The sequence below is a fragment of the Sphingopyxis sp. UBA6723 genome, from assembly GCF_002454115.1.
GTDB lineage: Bacteria > Pseudomonadota > Alphaproteobacteria > Sphingomonadales > Sphingomonadaceae > Sphingopyxis.
The window spans coordinates 11659-25383 of the sequence record NZ_DKIH01000009.1; the positions used below are offsets into that span (position 1 = coordinate 11659).

General features: G+C 64.1%; 11 protein-coding genes. 4 read left to right on the plus strand and 7 right to left on the minus strand.

Annotated features, from left to right (window positions below):
• Positions 1 to 176: 176 nt before the first annotated feature.
• The gene (locus B4F07_RS06250; protein ID WP_293703411.1) at positions 177 to 2363 is read right to left on the minus strand and encodes a TonB-dependent receptor; all 2187 of its coding nucleotides are present in this window, start codon (positions 2361 to 2363) and stop codon (positions 177 to 179) included.
• Between the two features lie 290 nt (positions 2364 to 2653).
• Positions 2654 to 4825: a S9 family peptidase gene (locus tag B4F07_RS06255; RefSeq protein ID WP_293703376.1), complete on the minus strand. Its 2172-nt coding sequence runs from the start codon at positions 4823 to 4825 to the stop codon at positions 2654 to 2656.
• 235 nt (positions 4826 to 5060) lie between these two features.
• Between B4F07_RS06255 and B4F07_RS06260 the strand changes: the two genes are divergently transcribed.
• The gene (locus tag B4F07_RS06260; RefSeq protein WP_293704650.1) at positions 5061 to 7268 is read left to right on the plus strand and encodes a TonB-dependent receptor; all 2208 of its coding nucleotides are present in this window, start codon (positions 5061 to 5063) and stop codon (positions 7266 to 7268) included.
• Between the two features lie 112 nt (positions 7269 to 7380).
• Here the strand turns inward: B4F07_RS06260 and B4F07_RS06265 are convergent, their stop codons facing one another.
• Genes B4F07_RS06265 through B4F07_RS06275 form a run of 3 tightly spaced genes read right to left on the minus strand, consistent with a single transcriptional unit; the run spans position 7381 to position 9912 of the window.
• Positions 7381 to 8385, minus strand: a complete 1005-nt coding sequence (locus tag B4F07_RS06265) for a histone deacetylase family protein (RefSeq protein ID WP_293703370.1) — start codon at positions 8383 to 8385, stop codon at positions 7381 to 7383.
• Positions 8382 to 8960: an FMN-binding negative transcriptional regulator gene (locus B4F07_RS06270; protein ID WP_293703367.1), complete on the minus strand. Its 579-nt coding sequence runs from the start codon at positions 8958 to 8960 to the stop codon at positions 8382 to 8384. The genes B4F07_RS06265 and B4F07_RS06270 overlap by 4 nt, the downstream gene beginning before the upstream one ends.
• The gene (locus B4F07_RS06275) at positions 8944 to 9912 is read right to left on the minus strand and encodes an alpha/beta hydrolase (protein ID WP_293703364.1); all 969 of its coding nucleotides are present in this window, start codon (positions 9910 to 9912) and stop codon (positions 8944 to 8946) included. Before B4F07_RS06275 ends, B4F07_RS06270 begins: the two co-directional genes overlap by 17 nt.
• A gap of 176 nt (positions 9913 to 10088) precedes the next feature.
• Here B4F07_RS06275 and B4F07_RS06280 point away from each other — a divergent pair, with 176 nt between their 5' ends.
• Entirely contained in the window at positions 10089 to 10847 is a 759-nt protein-coding gene (locus B4F07_RS06280) for an AraC family transcriptional regulator (protein WP_293703361.1), read from the plus strand.
• A gap of 301 nt (positions 10848 to 11148) precedes the next feature.
• Here the strand turns inward: B4F07_RS06280 and B4F07_RS06285 are convergent, their stop codons facing one another.
• Both B4F07_RS06285 and B4F07_RS06290 read right to left on the minus strand, forming a co-directional pair.
• Positions 11149 to 11463, minus strand: coding sequence for an EF-hand domain-containing protein (locus tag B4F07_RS06285; protein WP_293703358.1), 315 nt, complete (start codon positions 11461 to 11463; stop codon positions 11149 to 11151).
• 115 nt (positions 11464 to 11578) lie between these two features.
• On the minus strand, positions 11579 to 12556 hold the full coding sequence (locus tag B4F07_RS06290; RefSeq protein ID WP_293703356.1) for an NADPH:quinone oxidoreductase family protein: 978 nt from the start codon (positions 12554 to 12556) through the stop codon (positions 11579 to 11581).
• Between the two features lie 71 nt (positions 12557 to 12627).
• Here B4F07_RS06290 and B4F07_RS06295 point away from each other — a divergent pair, with 71 nt between their 5' ends.
• Together B4F07_RS06295 and B4F07_RS06300 are read left to right on the plus strand one after the other, a co-directional pair.
• On the plus strand, positions 12628 to 13197 hold the full coding sequence (locus B4F07_RS06295) for a glycoside hydrolase family 108 protein (protein WP_293703354.1): 570 nt from the start codon (positions 12628 to 12630) through the stop codon (positions 13195 to 13197).
• Between the two features lie 61 nt (positions 13198 to 13258).
• Entirely contained in the window at positions 13259 to 13672 is a 414-nt protein-coding gene (locus B4F07_RS06300; protein WP_215351542.1) for a holin family protein, read from the plus strand.
• The last annotated feature ends 53 nt before the right edge of the window (positions 13673 to 13725 follow it).

The window sequence follows — 13725 nt, forward strand, 5'->3', positions numbered from 1 at the left end:
TCACCACGCCCATAGGGCGGTCGCCTCGCAATAGCAAACGACAAGTCAAAGCCCGGGAATAGGACAAGGCTGATTCCGAACGGCCTTGGGGCAACGCGGAAACACAGCGCGACGTATGTCACCGCATGCTGTGTTTACGCCCTGCCGATCAGCCCAAAATCAGTGCGGCGCCAGCTTCAGAAATCGATCGTTGCCGACAGTTTGAATGTCCGCGGCAGCCCCTGCAACAACGCGGTCCCAAAGCTGTTGAAGCCCGAGGCCCAATAGCGCTTGTTGGCAACGTTATCGACGTTGGCGCGCAGGGTGACGGGATTGTCGCCGACTTGCAGCACATAACGTGCGCCCAGGTCGAAGCGCGTCCATGTGGGCAGTTCGAGCGTGTTGGTCGCGTTGACCATCTGGCGCCCGGTGTGCACGACGCGCCCGGTCAGCGTCAGCGCGGGCGCAAAGGGCAGATCCCATTCGACATTGGCGTTGATCGTGTAATCGGGCACGCCCGGTGCTTTATTACCTTCGTTGACCCCGCCCGCGGTGTTGGCAAGAATGGCGTCGTTCACCGACAAACCGGCGATGATCCGCAATCCCTTCACCGGTTCGCCGTCAATGGCGATTTCCAGCCCGCGATTGCGCTGTTCGCCGTCGAGCGCGAAGATGTCGGTCGGGCCGCTCGTTGGGGTCGGGGTGATCGGGCGCACGAACGCGCTCGGCTGTTCGATCTGATAGAGCGCCAGCGAGGCGTTGAACCGTCCGAGTCCGAGCTTGGCGCCCAGCTCATATTGCACCGATTTTGCCGGCGGGAAAATTTCGTTGGCGTTGATGACGTTGCCCAGATTGGGCGCTGCCGGACCCTGCAACAGCCCTTCGATGCGGTTGGCATAGAGCGACAGGCCGGCGACCGGCTTTACGACCAGCCCAAACACCGGGGTCGTCGCCGACTTGTCATAGGCTGCGGTGACCTGTCCCTCGACGAAATAGGAATAGCGCGTGACCTTGATCGTCTGGCGCCGCAGGCCCGCGGTGAACAGGATGCGGTCGTCGAGCAGGCCGATCGTGTCCGAGACGAAAAAGCTGGTGAAGCGGTTGCGCAGCACCGGGAACGGATCGTTCAGATCGCCGCCGACCACCGTGTTAGGCCCCGGCTGCGGCACCGGGACGGGATCATAGATGTTGGTCGCGAACGGAAAATAGCGCTGATACGCATTGCGGCTGACCTGCCAGACCTTCGATCCGCCGACGTTGATTTCATGGCTCATCCCGGCAAATTCGAACTTGCCGCGCAGGCCGATATCCCCCGCTTCATTGTTGTCGGTGCGCGGGGTGAACTGGGCATTGGAACCAGTCGCGGCGCCGGTAACCGCGTTCGTCACATCGACCGCATTGATCGCGACACTTTTTTCCGTTCCGTCGCGCGCGCCGAAACTGGCGTAGAGCATGACATTGTCGGCCAGGTCGAATTCGCCGCGGATCGTCCCGAACAGGTCGCGCTGGGTGCCATATTGCCATTGCTGGGCATAGTTGGTCTTGGCGCCGGGAACGCGCGGGATCACCGTCGATACCCCAACCTTGTGGCGCAAACCGCGCACATGCATGCGCTGGAACGCCAGGTCGAGGAACAGCCGCGCCCGCTCGCCCTGCCAGTCGAGGCTGGTGCCGAGCACATAAGCGCTGCGGAATTCGCCATCGACACTCAGCTCGCCACTCCGCGCGGCGCCATTGACGCGCACACCCAGCGCGCCGTCGGCGCTGCGGCGGGCAAAATCGAAACTGCCGCCAAAATGTTCGTCGCCGGTATAGTTCAGCGTCACGCGGTTGAGGTCGCGGTCGCCCGCCCGCTTCGGGATGACATTGACGCTGCCGCCGACCCCCGACCCGCCCGGCGCCGCGCCGTTCAGGAAGGCGTTGGCGCCGTTGAGTACCTGCACTGTTTCGTAAAGCTCGGGCGCGACCAGCTGGCGCGGGGTCAGCCCGTACAGGCCGTTGAAGCCGACATCGTCGGAGAACAGGACAAAGCCGCGCATGACGAAGACCTCGGCCGCGGTGCCAAAGGCGTTCGACGTCCGGATCGACGGATCATTTTCCAGCACCTGCCCCAGGCTTTGCGGCTGCTGGTTCAAGATGAGCGCGCTGTTGAAGCTTTTGACGACAAACGGCACATCCTCGGCGGCTTTATTGCCGAGCACGCCGACGTTGCCGCCGCGCGCAACCTGCGTCTGGTTGGCGCGCTGCGCGGTGACGATGATGCTGTCGTCAGCTTCGCCAACCGGCTCGCTCGTCTGCGCCAGCGCGGGCTGGACGGAGGCGCAGGCCAGCACGGCGGCAGACAGGGCAACGCCCGAAACGGAACGACGAAAACGAGGCAGCATGATAATCCCCCAATGGTTAAACGACCAAAACACGTCAGGATCGTCGTCCAGCGGCGATGATCGCCGGTGCGGAGATGGATGGGGGAACTCCATTCCGTTGTAGCTGTCGACAAACGCCGTTTGCGACGACCCATGTTGCGCGTGATTTTGGCACCTCGGCGATGCGCACTCGCGCGCCTTTGGGCCGCAGATTGCATCCAATGGGCCGAATTGCGACGCATTATCGCCACCTCACCGGCCGCGTATCGTTGCACGGGAGCCGCTCAGGCAGCGAACAGCGGCGGGCGAACTCAGCCGACGCAGCGCATAGCAAAGGCCCAGAACAGCGCATATTCGCCATATTCGCTTTTCAAGTCGGCGCTGCCCTGATGCCCGCTGTCCATATCGGTCAGCAGCATCGCGGGATTGCCGCTGGTCGAGCGGTGCCGCACCTCGGCAACCAGTTTCGCGGGTTCCCAATAAGCGACGCGGTCGTCCTTGAGCCCAGCGGTACACAGCAGCGGCGGATAGGACGCTGCGCGGACATTCTCATAAGGCGAGATCGACGCGATATAGTCGTAGGCGCGTGGTTCGGCCAACGGATCGCCCCAGTCGGGACGGAACAGCGGCACCAGTGGGTGGCTCGCGTCGCTCATCGTGTTGAGCATGTCGACGAACGGAACCTTCGCGATCACCCCGCCCCACAAAGTCGGAGCAATGTTCATGCTCGCGCCGACGAGCAGCCCACCCGCCGACAGGCCGTAGGCGACGACCTTGCCTTTTGCCGAATAGCCTTCGCGGCACAGATGCTCGGCACAGGCGATGAAATCGGTGAAACTGTTGCGCTTGGAGAACTTGCGCCCGCCAAGGAACCAGCGCCGCCCTTTTTCCGACCCGCCGCGAACATGCGCAATCGCATAGCGCCAGCCCTGATCGACCAGCGCGAGCGCCGGGATCGAGAATAGCGGGTCGCTGTTCACGCCATAGGCGCCGTAACCATATTGCAGCAGGGGCGCCGTGCCGTCCTTCGCCGTGCCGCGCCGTGACAACAGGGTGATCGGTACCATTTCGCCGTCGGGCGCGGGGGCCATCAACCGCTCGACCTCATAATCGTCGGGATCGAAGTTGGCGACCCGCTGCTGCTGGACGACGGTCTGCTCACCGCTCGCCAGATCGACCGCGATCCAGCGTCGCGGTGATTTAGGCGATTCATGGACGATCATCACCGATCGGGCGGCATAAGCCTGCTCACCGGGCAGTTCGATTGCATAGGCCGGATCGTCGAAAGCTATGCTTTGTTCGTTGCCGTCGGCGCGCTGGATGACCAGCCGGTGCAAACCGTCGGCGCGCTCCAGTCGCACCAGTGCGGCCTTGAACGGCTGCACTTGCAAGATCGGCGTTCCGGCGCGGTGCGGCACGAGCGTGGCAAGGGTGCGGAAATCGTCCGGATCAAGCCGCAGCAGCTGCATGTCGAACGCATCATCGGCATCGGTCGTCGCCACCAGCGCGCCGTCCCACTCGTCGATTTCGTAGCGCACGCCGCTCTTGCGCGGCCACACTACCCTTGGCTCGCCCATTTCATCTGCGGCGGGGATCAGGCGCACTTCGGCGGTTTCGGGGCCGGACAGCGTCAGCGCGACAAAACCGTCGGCGGCGGTGCGCTTGACCCCCATGAAAATTGCGGGGTCTTTTTCCTCATAGACGAGCGCGGTGGTCTTGCCGTCGATCGACGTCCGATAGAGCCGCGTCGGCCGGTTGCGCGCGTCGCGCCATATCCAGAACAGCCATTGCGACGAAGGGGCAAAGACGAGCCCGCCGTAGCCATAGGCATCCTTGTCGACGAGCGTGCGCACGTCGCCGCTGTCATTGTCGCGGATGACGATGCGGTGGCGGTCGTTGCCGATGACATCCTCCGCCCAGGCGAAATAGCGGTGGTCGGGGCTCGGCTGATGGCCGGTACTGCGGAAATAGGGCTGCCCTGCGGCGCGGGCGCTTTCGTCGACGAGCGTTTCGACTGCGCTACCGCCCTTGCTGCGGCTGTATATCGGATGCACGGACCCTGCGGGTATCGCGGAGGAATAGGCCCAGCCGTCACGCTCCAGCGCGGGAGCTTGTACCGAACCCGCCGACCGCGCGAGCATCGCCTCCACCAGCGCATCCTGTGCGGCGCGCACCGGTTTCAGCATCGTTTCGGCATAGGCATTTTCCTGGGCCAGCATCTTCGCGACCGGTTCGGGCAGGTTGCCGCGATGGCGTTCGCCGTCAGCGGGGATGAATTTCATCCACGAATAGACATCGTCACGCTTGCGGCCGAGTTGCTCGATGACGTGGGAAATCCGCGGCGACTGCGGCGGCGCAGCCGCAGACCAGCGCGGCCTGGCTTGGCCGGCCCTCGCCCACCCCGGCCGACCGGCAATCAGCAGCGTCGCCGCGGCCGCACCGCCCAGAAACTGTCGTCGTGCTTTGCTGCCCAGCGCGTTCATCGCGGTCCTCCTGTCCAATATGTTGGCACCAGTCTATGCCGCGCCAAATGGCGTACTGCGCCGATCAGGCCCGCCAATCCAGCGATCGGGCAAATCGCCGACGGCACCGCGCACGGGTGCTGCCGATCAGTGGCCCGATACGGTGCGATTCTGGCCCGACCCTCGCCGACACGCGATTGGAACCTGATAGTTTGACCTTCGGAATTGCATCGCAATCGCGATCAGGGAGGCAAGCATGTCCATAGCAGCCATAAAGCGCGTCGTAATCTGCAGCATTTCGGTGCTGGCTCTCACGCAGGGCTCAGGCGCCATGGCGCAGGGCGCGGCAACAGCGGCGACCGATGACAGCGAAATCGTCGTCACCGCGGCCAAGCGCGAACAGTCGGTCCGCGACGTAGCGGGTTCGGTCGCGGCGGTCAGCGAAGCGACGTTGCAGAAACTCAACGCTCAGAGCCTTTCCGACTACATCACCCGCGTCCCCGGCGTCGTGTTCAATGATTACCAGCCGGGCGTGTCCGAAGTCGTCATCCGCGGCATCGCGTCGACCACCTATCACGAGGCCAACCAGGCGACGACCGGTTATTATCTCAACGAAATCCCACTGATCGAGCCGGGCTTCCCGCTTGTCATCCCCGACGTCGACAGCTTTGACGTCAGCCGCGTCGAGGTGCTGCGCGGGCCGCAGGGCACCTTGTTCGGTTCGTCGTCGCTGGGCGGCGCGATCAACTATGTCGTCAACGAGGCCGACCCCGGCGGCTTCGATATCGGCGCCGAAGGCCAGCTGGCCACGACCAAGGGTGCCGGTGAGGTCAGCTATGCCGCCAAGGCGATGGTCAACCTGCCGATCGTGACCGACAAGCTGGCGGTTCGCCTCGTCGCGCTCCAGCGCGTCGATGCCGGCTATCTCGACAACACATTGCTCGGCGAAAACGGCAGCAATGATTTACGCGTCCGCGGTCTGCGCGGTTCGATCGTCTTCACCCCGACCGACAGCACGCGCCTCTCGGCGCTCAGCATGTACCAGGAATATGATCTCGACGATCAGACCTATGTATTGTTCGGCCCGCCCAAAACCTTTGACCGCGCAACTAACGTCGCCGAGTTTCAGGACACCGATTTCATGCTGCACAGCCTGCGGCTTGAACAGGATCTGGGCTTTGCCACCCTCACTGCGGTCGGCAGCTATACCGAAAAGAACGCCAATCTGGCCTTCGACAATTCGATCTTTGGCGGCAACGATCCGCGCACCAATACGCCCGAACTCGCGAGCAGCCGGGGCAAGTCGAAAACCGACTATGCCGAACTGCGGCTGGCCTCGCCCGATGGCGGCCGGTTTCGCTGGCTGCTTGGCGCCAACTATACGCGGCTGCGCTCCAGCAACACCGACGGCACCTTCATCGAGGGAATCGGCGATTATATCGATGCCAATCCCGGAATGTTCGGCGGCCAGTCGGGCGACACGCTGGCGCCGGGCGATCTGGCCACACGCACCGTCAGCAGCAACCGCGTCACCGAAAAAGCGGTCTTTGGCGAGGCGTCGTTCGACATCGTCGATACGCTGACGCTGACGCTCGGCGGCCGTCTGTTCGAATATCGTTCGCGCCCGCGGCTGCAATATCTGCCCAATGCGAACCTGATCGCGCCCTTTGATTATGCGCCTGCGGCGAGCAAGGATTCGGATTTCATTCCCAAGGTGTCGCTGACCTGGAAGCCCAATGACGATGTCATGGTCTATGGCCTCTATTCCGAAGGTTTCCGTATCGGCGGCATCAACGTCTATTCCGCGGCGACGCCGGGCCTGCCGCTCCGCTTCGAAAGCGACACGACGAAGAATTTCGAAATCGGGACGCGCTTCGACCTGATCGACAAGACCCTAACCGTCGATGTCACCGCCTATCATATCGATTGGGACAATGTGCAGGCGCGCCTTTTCACCCCCGGCGATTTCAACGCCTATACCGTCAATGGCGGCGGCGCCGACGTCGATGGGGTCGAGATCAGCCTGACGCTTCGCCCGACGCGCAATCTGAGCTTTGCGTCGAATATCTCGTATAACGACGCGCGCTTGTCGCAGCTGCTTCCCGACAGCTTTGCGCCCGGCGGCGGCTATGCGAAGGGGACGCGGTTGCCGGGGGCGTCGGACTGGATCCTGGCCAACAGCATCGACCTCAATTTCCCCGATTCACCGATGAAGCCGCGCGTCGGCATCGCGCACCGCTATCTTTCGGCGGCACCGGTGGCCTTTGGCGCGACGCTTGAGAAAGGCGATTTTCACATCGTCGATCTCAACGCAGCCTTCACCGTTGCGGATCGGATCGAACTGGGATTGTTCGCCAAGAATCTGTTCAACCAGTACGGCATCCTCAACGCCCCCTTCTCGTTCGCAGGATCGGTCACCCGCCCGCGCACGATCGGGGCGAGCTTGAGATTAAGCCTCGATTGAAGTTGATTTCCTCCCTGTCGCGAAGCGATGGGGAGGTGGCAGCCCAACGGGCTGACGGAGGGGCTTTGGCGCNNGTCCCCCTCCCCATGGCTTCGCCACAGGGAGGATATACTCAGAACCCCGATAGAAACGCCGCGACGTTCAGCCCTAAGTCGCCGACGGCATAGCCGCCCTCCATCACGACCAATGTCGGCAGATCGAGCGCCGCGATCGCTGCCGCCATCTCGACATAATCGGGGCGTTCCAGTTTGAAGCTGGAAATCGGGTCGTTGCTGTGGGTATCGGCCCCGAATGAAACGATCAGGCATCTAGCGCCCCAATCGGCAATCGCGCCAAGCGCCGTGTCAAGCGCCGGACGATAGGCAGCGCCGTTTGTGCCGCGCGGCAGCGGCAGATTGAGCGTCGTTCCTTCGCCCGGCCCTTCGCCGCGCTCGTCGGCATGGCCCCAGTAAAAGGGATAATCGGTCACCGGGTCGGCGTGGATCGAAGCGAAGAAGACACCGCCGTCCTCGTAGAAAATGTCCTGCGTGCCGTTGCCATGGTGATAATCGACATCGAGGATCGCGACCGGCCCAAGCCCCAGCGCATCCGCCCGGCGCGCAGCGATCGCGGCGTTGTTGAGGTAGCAATAGCCGCCCATATAATCGCGGCCCGCATGGTGGCCGGGCGGGCGGCACAATGCAAACGCGTGGCGGTCGCCTGCCTTCAACTGATCGAGCGCGGTCAGCGCGCACTGTGCCGACCAATAGGCGGATTCCCAGGTTCCGGCGGCAATCGGCGTCGAGGCATCGAAACTGTAGGCGCCGATGTCGGCGTCGATCCGGCCGAATTTCAGCGGCCGTCGCCGCACCACCGGAAAGCTGTAGCCGATCGCATCGCCCTTGCGCCCGGCCGCTTGCCAGCCGTCCCACGCGCGTTCGAGGAAGGCCAGATAGTCGGCGTCATGCACCGCGAGCAGCGGCGCCATGCCGAAATCTCGCACCGGCTGCCAGTCGGGCAAAGCCGCGACGATGGCACGCGGCCGCTCGATATTTTCGGCGTATGGGACGAACTCGCCATTGTGGAGCTCGCGTTCGGGGGCATGCTTCGCTTGGCGGTCGTCGAAGAATAGCTTCACTTTTTTGCCTGTCCTTCCATCCATGCCGCGAGCGCCGGGTCGGGGTGGCGCGCGACGATTTCGGCGAAGCCCTGCGCGCTTTCATCCTGGCCGAGCTTGAAAACGGGTTCGGCGCTGCGGACATGGGCGCGAAAGGCGATGATCTGTTTCAGCATCGGCGCATAGCGCGCCCCGAGGCGATCGGTCGACCAGCTACTGCCTTCCATCGCCGAAACGAGGTGTTCGATTGCGTCTTTGGTTTCGTCGCCGACAAATTCGACCTCGACCCGGTAGCGCAGCACCGCATAATTCCAGGTCGGCGCCCAGTCGGGCTTTGAGACCAGCGACGGTGAAACATAGGCCGCGGGACCGTTGAAGAGGATCAAGCCGAGCGGATCGGCGCGAAAATCGGCGACCAGCGGGTTACCGCGCGCGCAGTGACCGAACAGCGCGGCGACGCTGCCATCTTCGCCGGTCTCCGCGAGCAGCGGCAACGGGCTGGCGTTAAACTGGTGTGATACCAGCCAGCCGAGCGGATGATCGGCGATCAGCCGCGCGCTGTCGGCGGGATCGCGCGGATCAAACGGGTGCGACATGCCCGATCGTCCTGCCGATCCACGCCGCCTGATCGTCGAGCGCGCGCGACGCGAGCGGCGCAATCGACATGGCTTCGAGAAAACTGTGCGTCGCCCCCGCATAGACCTGGCTTTTCACAGCAACGCCCGCCTCGGTCAGCCGCGCGGCGAAGCTGTGGTTGCAATCGGCCAGGATGTCGCACTCGGCGATTGCGAGGAAGGCGGGCGGGAGGGCGGTGAGATCAGCGCGCAGCGGCGCAACGAGCGGATTGGCAAGCTGCGCCGGGTCGGCAACATAATTGTCCCAGAATATATCCATCTCATCCGCCTCAAGCGAATAGTCGCCCTGTCCGAAACGGGCATAGCTCGGCGTATGTTCGGGCGCAAAGGCGCCGTAGTTGAGGATCATCGCGGCGGGCAGCGACCGGCCCGCGTCACGGCGCAGCAAACAGGTCGCGACCGACAGGTTGGCGCCCGCCGAATCGCCGCCGATCAACACTCGCTCGGCGTCGAGACCCAGCCGCGCCGCGTTCGCCGCGATCCAGTCGAGCGCCGCCGAACATTCGTTCAGCGCCACCGGAAACTTGTGCTCGGGTGACAGGCTGTAATCGATGCCGACCACCGCGATGCCCGCGCGTGCCGCATATTCACGCATTATCCGGTCATGGGTGTCGATGCTGAACAGGGTCCAGCCGCCACCGTGAATATACAGCATCACCGGCAGCACCGCGTCCGCCACCGGGCGGTGCAGCCGCAGGCGGATGCCGTTCATGTCCATATCGACGCTTTCGGCCATCATCGGGCCGCCCTCGCGCCACGGCTTTCGGACCCGCTCGGCGACCGCGCGACGCGTTGACATCTCCGATCCGGGCGGCGCGGCGTGGGTGACGTAGGCGGCGTTGATCGCCACGACGAAACGCCGGATATCGGGGTCGACCAAGTCGTCCTGCATGGCATTCAAGCCGTTCGACATCCTCGATATTCCTTCCCCGGAGCGCTTCTTTCCATCCTGATAGCTTTTGACGCCGTTTTCCTATCGACCGTTCGGGCCAAACACCACATGACGCAGGCCATTAGCCCGATTGCCGCTGGCCAGTCGCCGATGCGGCCTATAGGATCGGTTCAGCTGATATTTGTGGAGAATGGGCCATGAAACACAGCGTCGACGTTCTTTCGTTCGATCGCCCGGTCATCGCGCTGCAGGATGAATATCCCGCCGGCTTCGTCGATCCGATGCACAGCCACGACCATGTCCAGATTCTCTACGCCTCGGCCGGAGTCATGTCGGTGCGCACCCCCGAAACCAGCTTTGTCATCCCGCCGCAACGCGCGGTCTGGCTGCCCGCGGGTATGCGCCACGAAGTCGCATGCCGCGGCCCGGTGTCGCTCCGCACCCTGTACCTGCCAAGCGCGCCGGGGGAGGAAGCGCGGATATGCCGCGTATTTGAAGTATCGAACCTCCTAAAATCGCTGATCCTCGAAGTCGTCGATTTTCCGCCACTTTACGACATCGCAGGCCGCGAAGGGCGCCTGATCGGACTGTTGCTCGACGAGATCGAACGGATGCCCAATGCGCCCTACCAGGTGTCGATGCCGTCCGACCCGCGCTTGCTGCGCGTCTGCAACGCTATCCTCGGCGACCCGTCGGACCCGCGCGATATCGACGACTGGGCCAACCTGGCCGCGATGGGGCGACGCACCTTCACACGCAGCTTCAAGCAGGAAACCGGCATGGGGCTCGCAGTGTGGCGCCAGCAAGTGCGGTTGATGGAGGCGCTCTCGCTCCTTGCCACCGGAGCGTCGATCACTCAGGTCACTTATGAGGTCGGTTACGACAGCCCCAGCGGCTTCGCGGCGATGTTTCGGCGCGCCTTCGGCGTTCCACCCAGCCAGTATCTGAAACCATAACCCTCGGCGGGGTATTCGCGCCATGGTCTGAATCTAGACTACCAATTATCGCTACACGCGATCCGTTTGGCCGGAACCTCCAGCAGCGCGACTTTCATGGGCCGTTGCGTCTTCGCGTGAACGGGGAGTCGAAGGCGCAAAGCGGTTGCAATATGCCCCGACCGAACGGCTGCTGTCAGGCATCGCCAAATGGCGCAGCCCTGATCGGTTGCTCGCAATGAAAGCTTCTTCCGGGCAGCGCCGCATAAACCGCAGGCCGTTCCCAGCGGGCAGCGGCCCCAGCCGCCGCCCGCACGCACGCTCAATCCGCGCCCGCAGGCGCCTCCGCCGGCGGCGCCGACGCGCGGGCGTCGCGCATCGCGGCGATTTCCGCCTTGTCGATCACGCCGTCGCCGTTGGCATCGACATGCTTGATAAAGGCATCGACTTTTTCCGGCGAGGCCATCGTCGGATCGCCCTGACGCTGCGCACGCATTTCGGCCATTTTGGTGATCTCAGCCTTGTCGAGCTTCCCGTCGCCATTGGTGTCGAGCATCGCGAACAGGCGGCCGTCGTCGGGCCTGGGCTGCGCGGTGGCCAGCGCCGGGATGGCCAGGGCGATCGCCGCGGCCGTCATCGTCAATTTCTGCATATTCAATCCTTTTGGTCATGGTCGGCAACGTCGCCGGAATGCCCCGGCGCCGACATGACAGCTTGGACGTCGCAAAACTATGGCAAGCCGTTTCGGTTCGTCACGGTTTCAGCACAACCTTGCCGACCACCTCGCGCCGCTCCAGCATCGCAAAGGCGGTGCGCCAGTCGGCGAGGTCCAGCGCGGCATGGACGTGCGGGCGGATCGTCCCCGCCGCGGCCAGCGCGTCGATCGCCGCGACATTTTCCGCCCCGCGATCCGGAAAGCGGCGGCCATATTCGCCCGCGCGCACCCCCACGACCGAAAATCCCTTGATCAACGGCATGTTCACCGAGACTTCCGGAATGCGCCCCGACGCAAAGCCGATCACCAGCAAGCGCCCGCCAAATGCGATGCAGCGCGTCGATTCGTCGAATATATCGCCGCCAACCGGATCGAAGATCACATCTGCCCCCGCCCCGCCGGTCAACGCCTTCACCCGCTCGCGAAACCCCGGCCCGCCATCGATCACCGCGTCGGGCGCATAAAGCCGGACGATCGTCTCCCGCTTGGCGGCGCTGCTCGCCGCCGCGATTACCCGCGCGCCCATCGCTTTGCCCAGATCAACCGCCGCCAGCCCGACGCCCCCCGCCGCGCCATGCACCAGCAGCCACTCGCCCGCCTCAATCCGCGCGCAGCGGACCAGCGCGACATAAGCGGTCAGATACGCGACCGGATAGGCCGCGGCTTCCTCCCACGTCAGCTGCTCGGGTTTCACGCGCAGCGCCGCCGCGGGCACCACGCACTGCTCGGCCATCGCCCCAAACCGGTTGCCGCCGACCACCGCGTCGCCAAGCTGCCAATCGCCGACCCCCTCGCCCAGCGCATCGACTTCGCCCGCAAACTCCAGCCCCGACACGAACGGCAGGTCGGGTTTCAACTGATATGCACCGCGCGTCATCAACAGGTCAGGGAAATTCACCGCCGCCGCGCGGACCCGCACCCGCACCTCGCCCGGTCCCGGCTGCGGCACCGGAATATCCGACACCCCGGCCCCGGCATGATCGGACAGCAATTCGCGCACCTGCAATGCCCGCATGAAGAAAAGCCTTTCCTACAATGTTCCAATATGGTTCGTTCTGTCAGCATATCAAACCACAGGAGCGAATCATGCCAAAATCCGACCCCCGGCCTCTCGACCCCGACGCGTTGATCGATGCCGTCATCGACCGCGAAGGGCGATATGTAAACCATCCCGCCGACCGCGGCGGCCCGACCTGCTGGGGCATTACCGAGGCGGTGGCGCGCGCGCAGGGGTATGACGGCGCGATGCGCGACTTGCCACGCGCAACCGCTGCGGCCATCTATCGCCGCATCTATTGGCTGCGTCCCGGCTTCGACCGGGTGGCACTCCGCGCGCCCCAGATCGCCGCCGAATTGTTCGACACCGGCGTCAACATGGGCACCGCCGTCGCAATCGGCTTCCTTCAGCGCGCGCTCAATGCGCTCAACCGCGCCGCGCGCGACTATCCCGACATCGCGGTCGATCGCGAGATCGGGCCGCGCACCTTGTCGGCGCTCGACGCCTTTTTGCGCGCCCGCGGCGCCGGCGGCGAGACCGTGCTGCTGCGCGCGATGGAGGCGCTGCAGGGCGAGCGCTACATCGCGCTCGCCGAACGCCGCCCCAGCCAGGAAGCCTTTCTCTACGGCTGGCTGGCGAACCGGATCGGCCCGCACTGATGCTGCGCAACGCGCCGTTGGGCTGAACTTCCCTGAACTTTGAACATATAGGAGCATCGAAATGAGCATTATCGAAGGCCTGATCGGCCCGATCGCCAAGCTGATTGACAAGATTATTCCTGACCCCGAAGCACGCGACCGCGCCAAGCTGGAACTGCTCAAGCTGGAAGGCAGCCAGGAAATGGAAGCGATCCGCACCCGCATGACCGCGATCGTCGCCGAGGCGAACAGCGCCGACCCGTGGACCAGCCGCGCGCGGCCGAGCTTCCTCTATGTCATGTATGCGCTGCTGCTGTGGGCCATCCCGATGGGCCTGATCGCCGCGGCGCGGCCCGACATGGCGAAGGGCATCGCAGAAGGGATGAACGCCTATCTCGCGGGCATTCCAGAGCCGCTCTACGCGCTCTTTGGCACGGGGTATCTGGGGTACACGGCGGCGCGGGCATGGGGGAAAGCGAAGGGGGTGGAGAGTTGAACAAGCACCGCGCAAAAAGCCGCCGTGCCCCTGCGAAGGCAGGGGCCCATCTC

Bases quoted from the DNA above. Each gene is read 5' to 3' on its own strand.
- B4F07_RS06295 (WP_293703354.1), top strand. From the start codon at position 12,628: ATGCCAAAATCCGACCCCCGGCCTCTCGACCCCGACGCGTTGATCGAT.
- B4F07_RS06255 (WP_293703376.1), bottom strand. From the start codon at position 4,825: ATGAACGCGCTGGGCAGCAAAGCACGACGACAGTTTCTGGGCGGTGCG.
- B4F07_RS06275 (WP_293703364.1), bottom strand. From the start codon at position 9,912: ATGTCGAACGGCTTGAATGCCATGCAGGACGACTTGGTCGACCCCGAT.
- B4F07_RS06290 (WP_293703356.1), bottom strand. From the start codon at position 12,556: ATGCGGGCATTGCAGGTGCGCGAATTGCTGTCCGATCATGCCGGGGCC.
- B4F07_RS06260 (WP_293704650.1), top strand. From the start codon at position 5,061: ATGTCCATAGCAGCCATAAAGCGCGTCGTAATCTGCAGCATTTCGGTG.
- B4F07_RS06285 (WP_293703358.1), bottom strand. From the start codon at position 11,463: ATGACGGCCGCGGCGATCGCCCTGGCCATCCCGGCGCTGGCCACCGCG.
- B4F07_RS06250 (WP_293703411.1), bottom strand. From the start codon at position 2,363: ATGCTGCCTCGTTTTCGTCGTTCCGTTTCGGGCGTTGCCCTGTCTGCC.
- B4F07_RS06270 (WP_293703367.1), bottom strand. From the start codon at position 8,960: ATGTCGCACCCGTTTGATCCGCGCGATCCCGCCGACAGCGCGCGGCTG.
- B4F07_RS06300 (WP_215351542.1), top strand. From the start codon at position 13,259: ATGAGCATTATCGAAGGCCTGATCGGCCCGATCGCCAAGCTGATTGAC.
- B4F07_RS06280 (WP_293703361.1), top strand. From the start codon at position 10,089: ATGAAACACAGCGTCGACGTTCTTTCGTTCGATCGCCCGGTCATCGCG.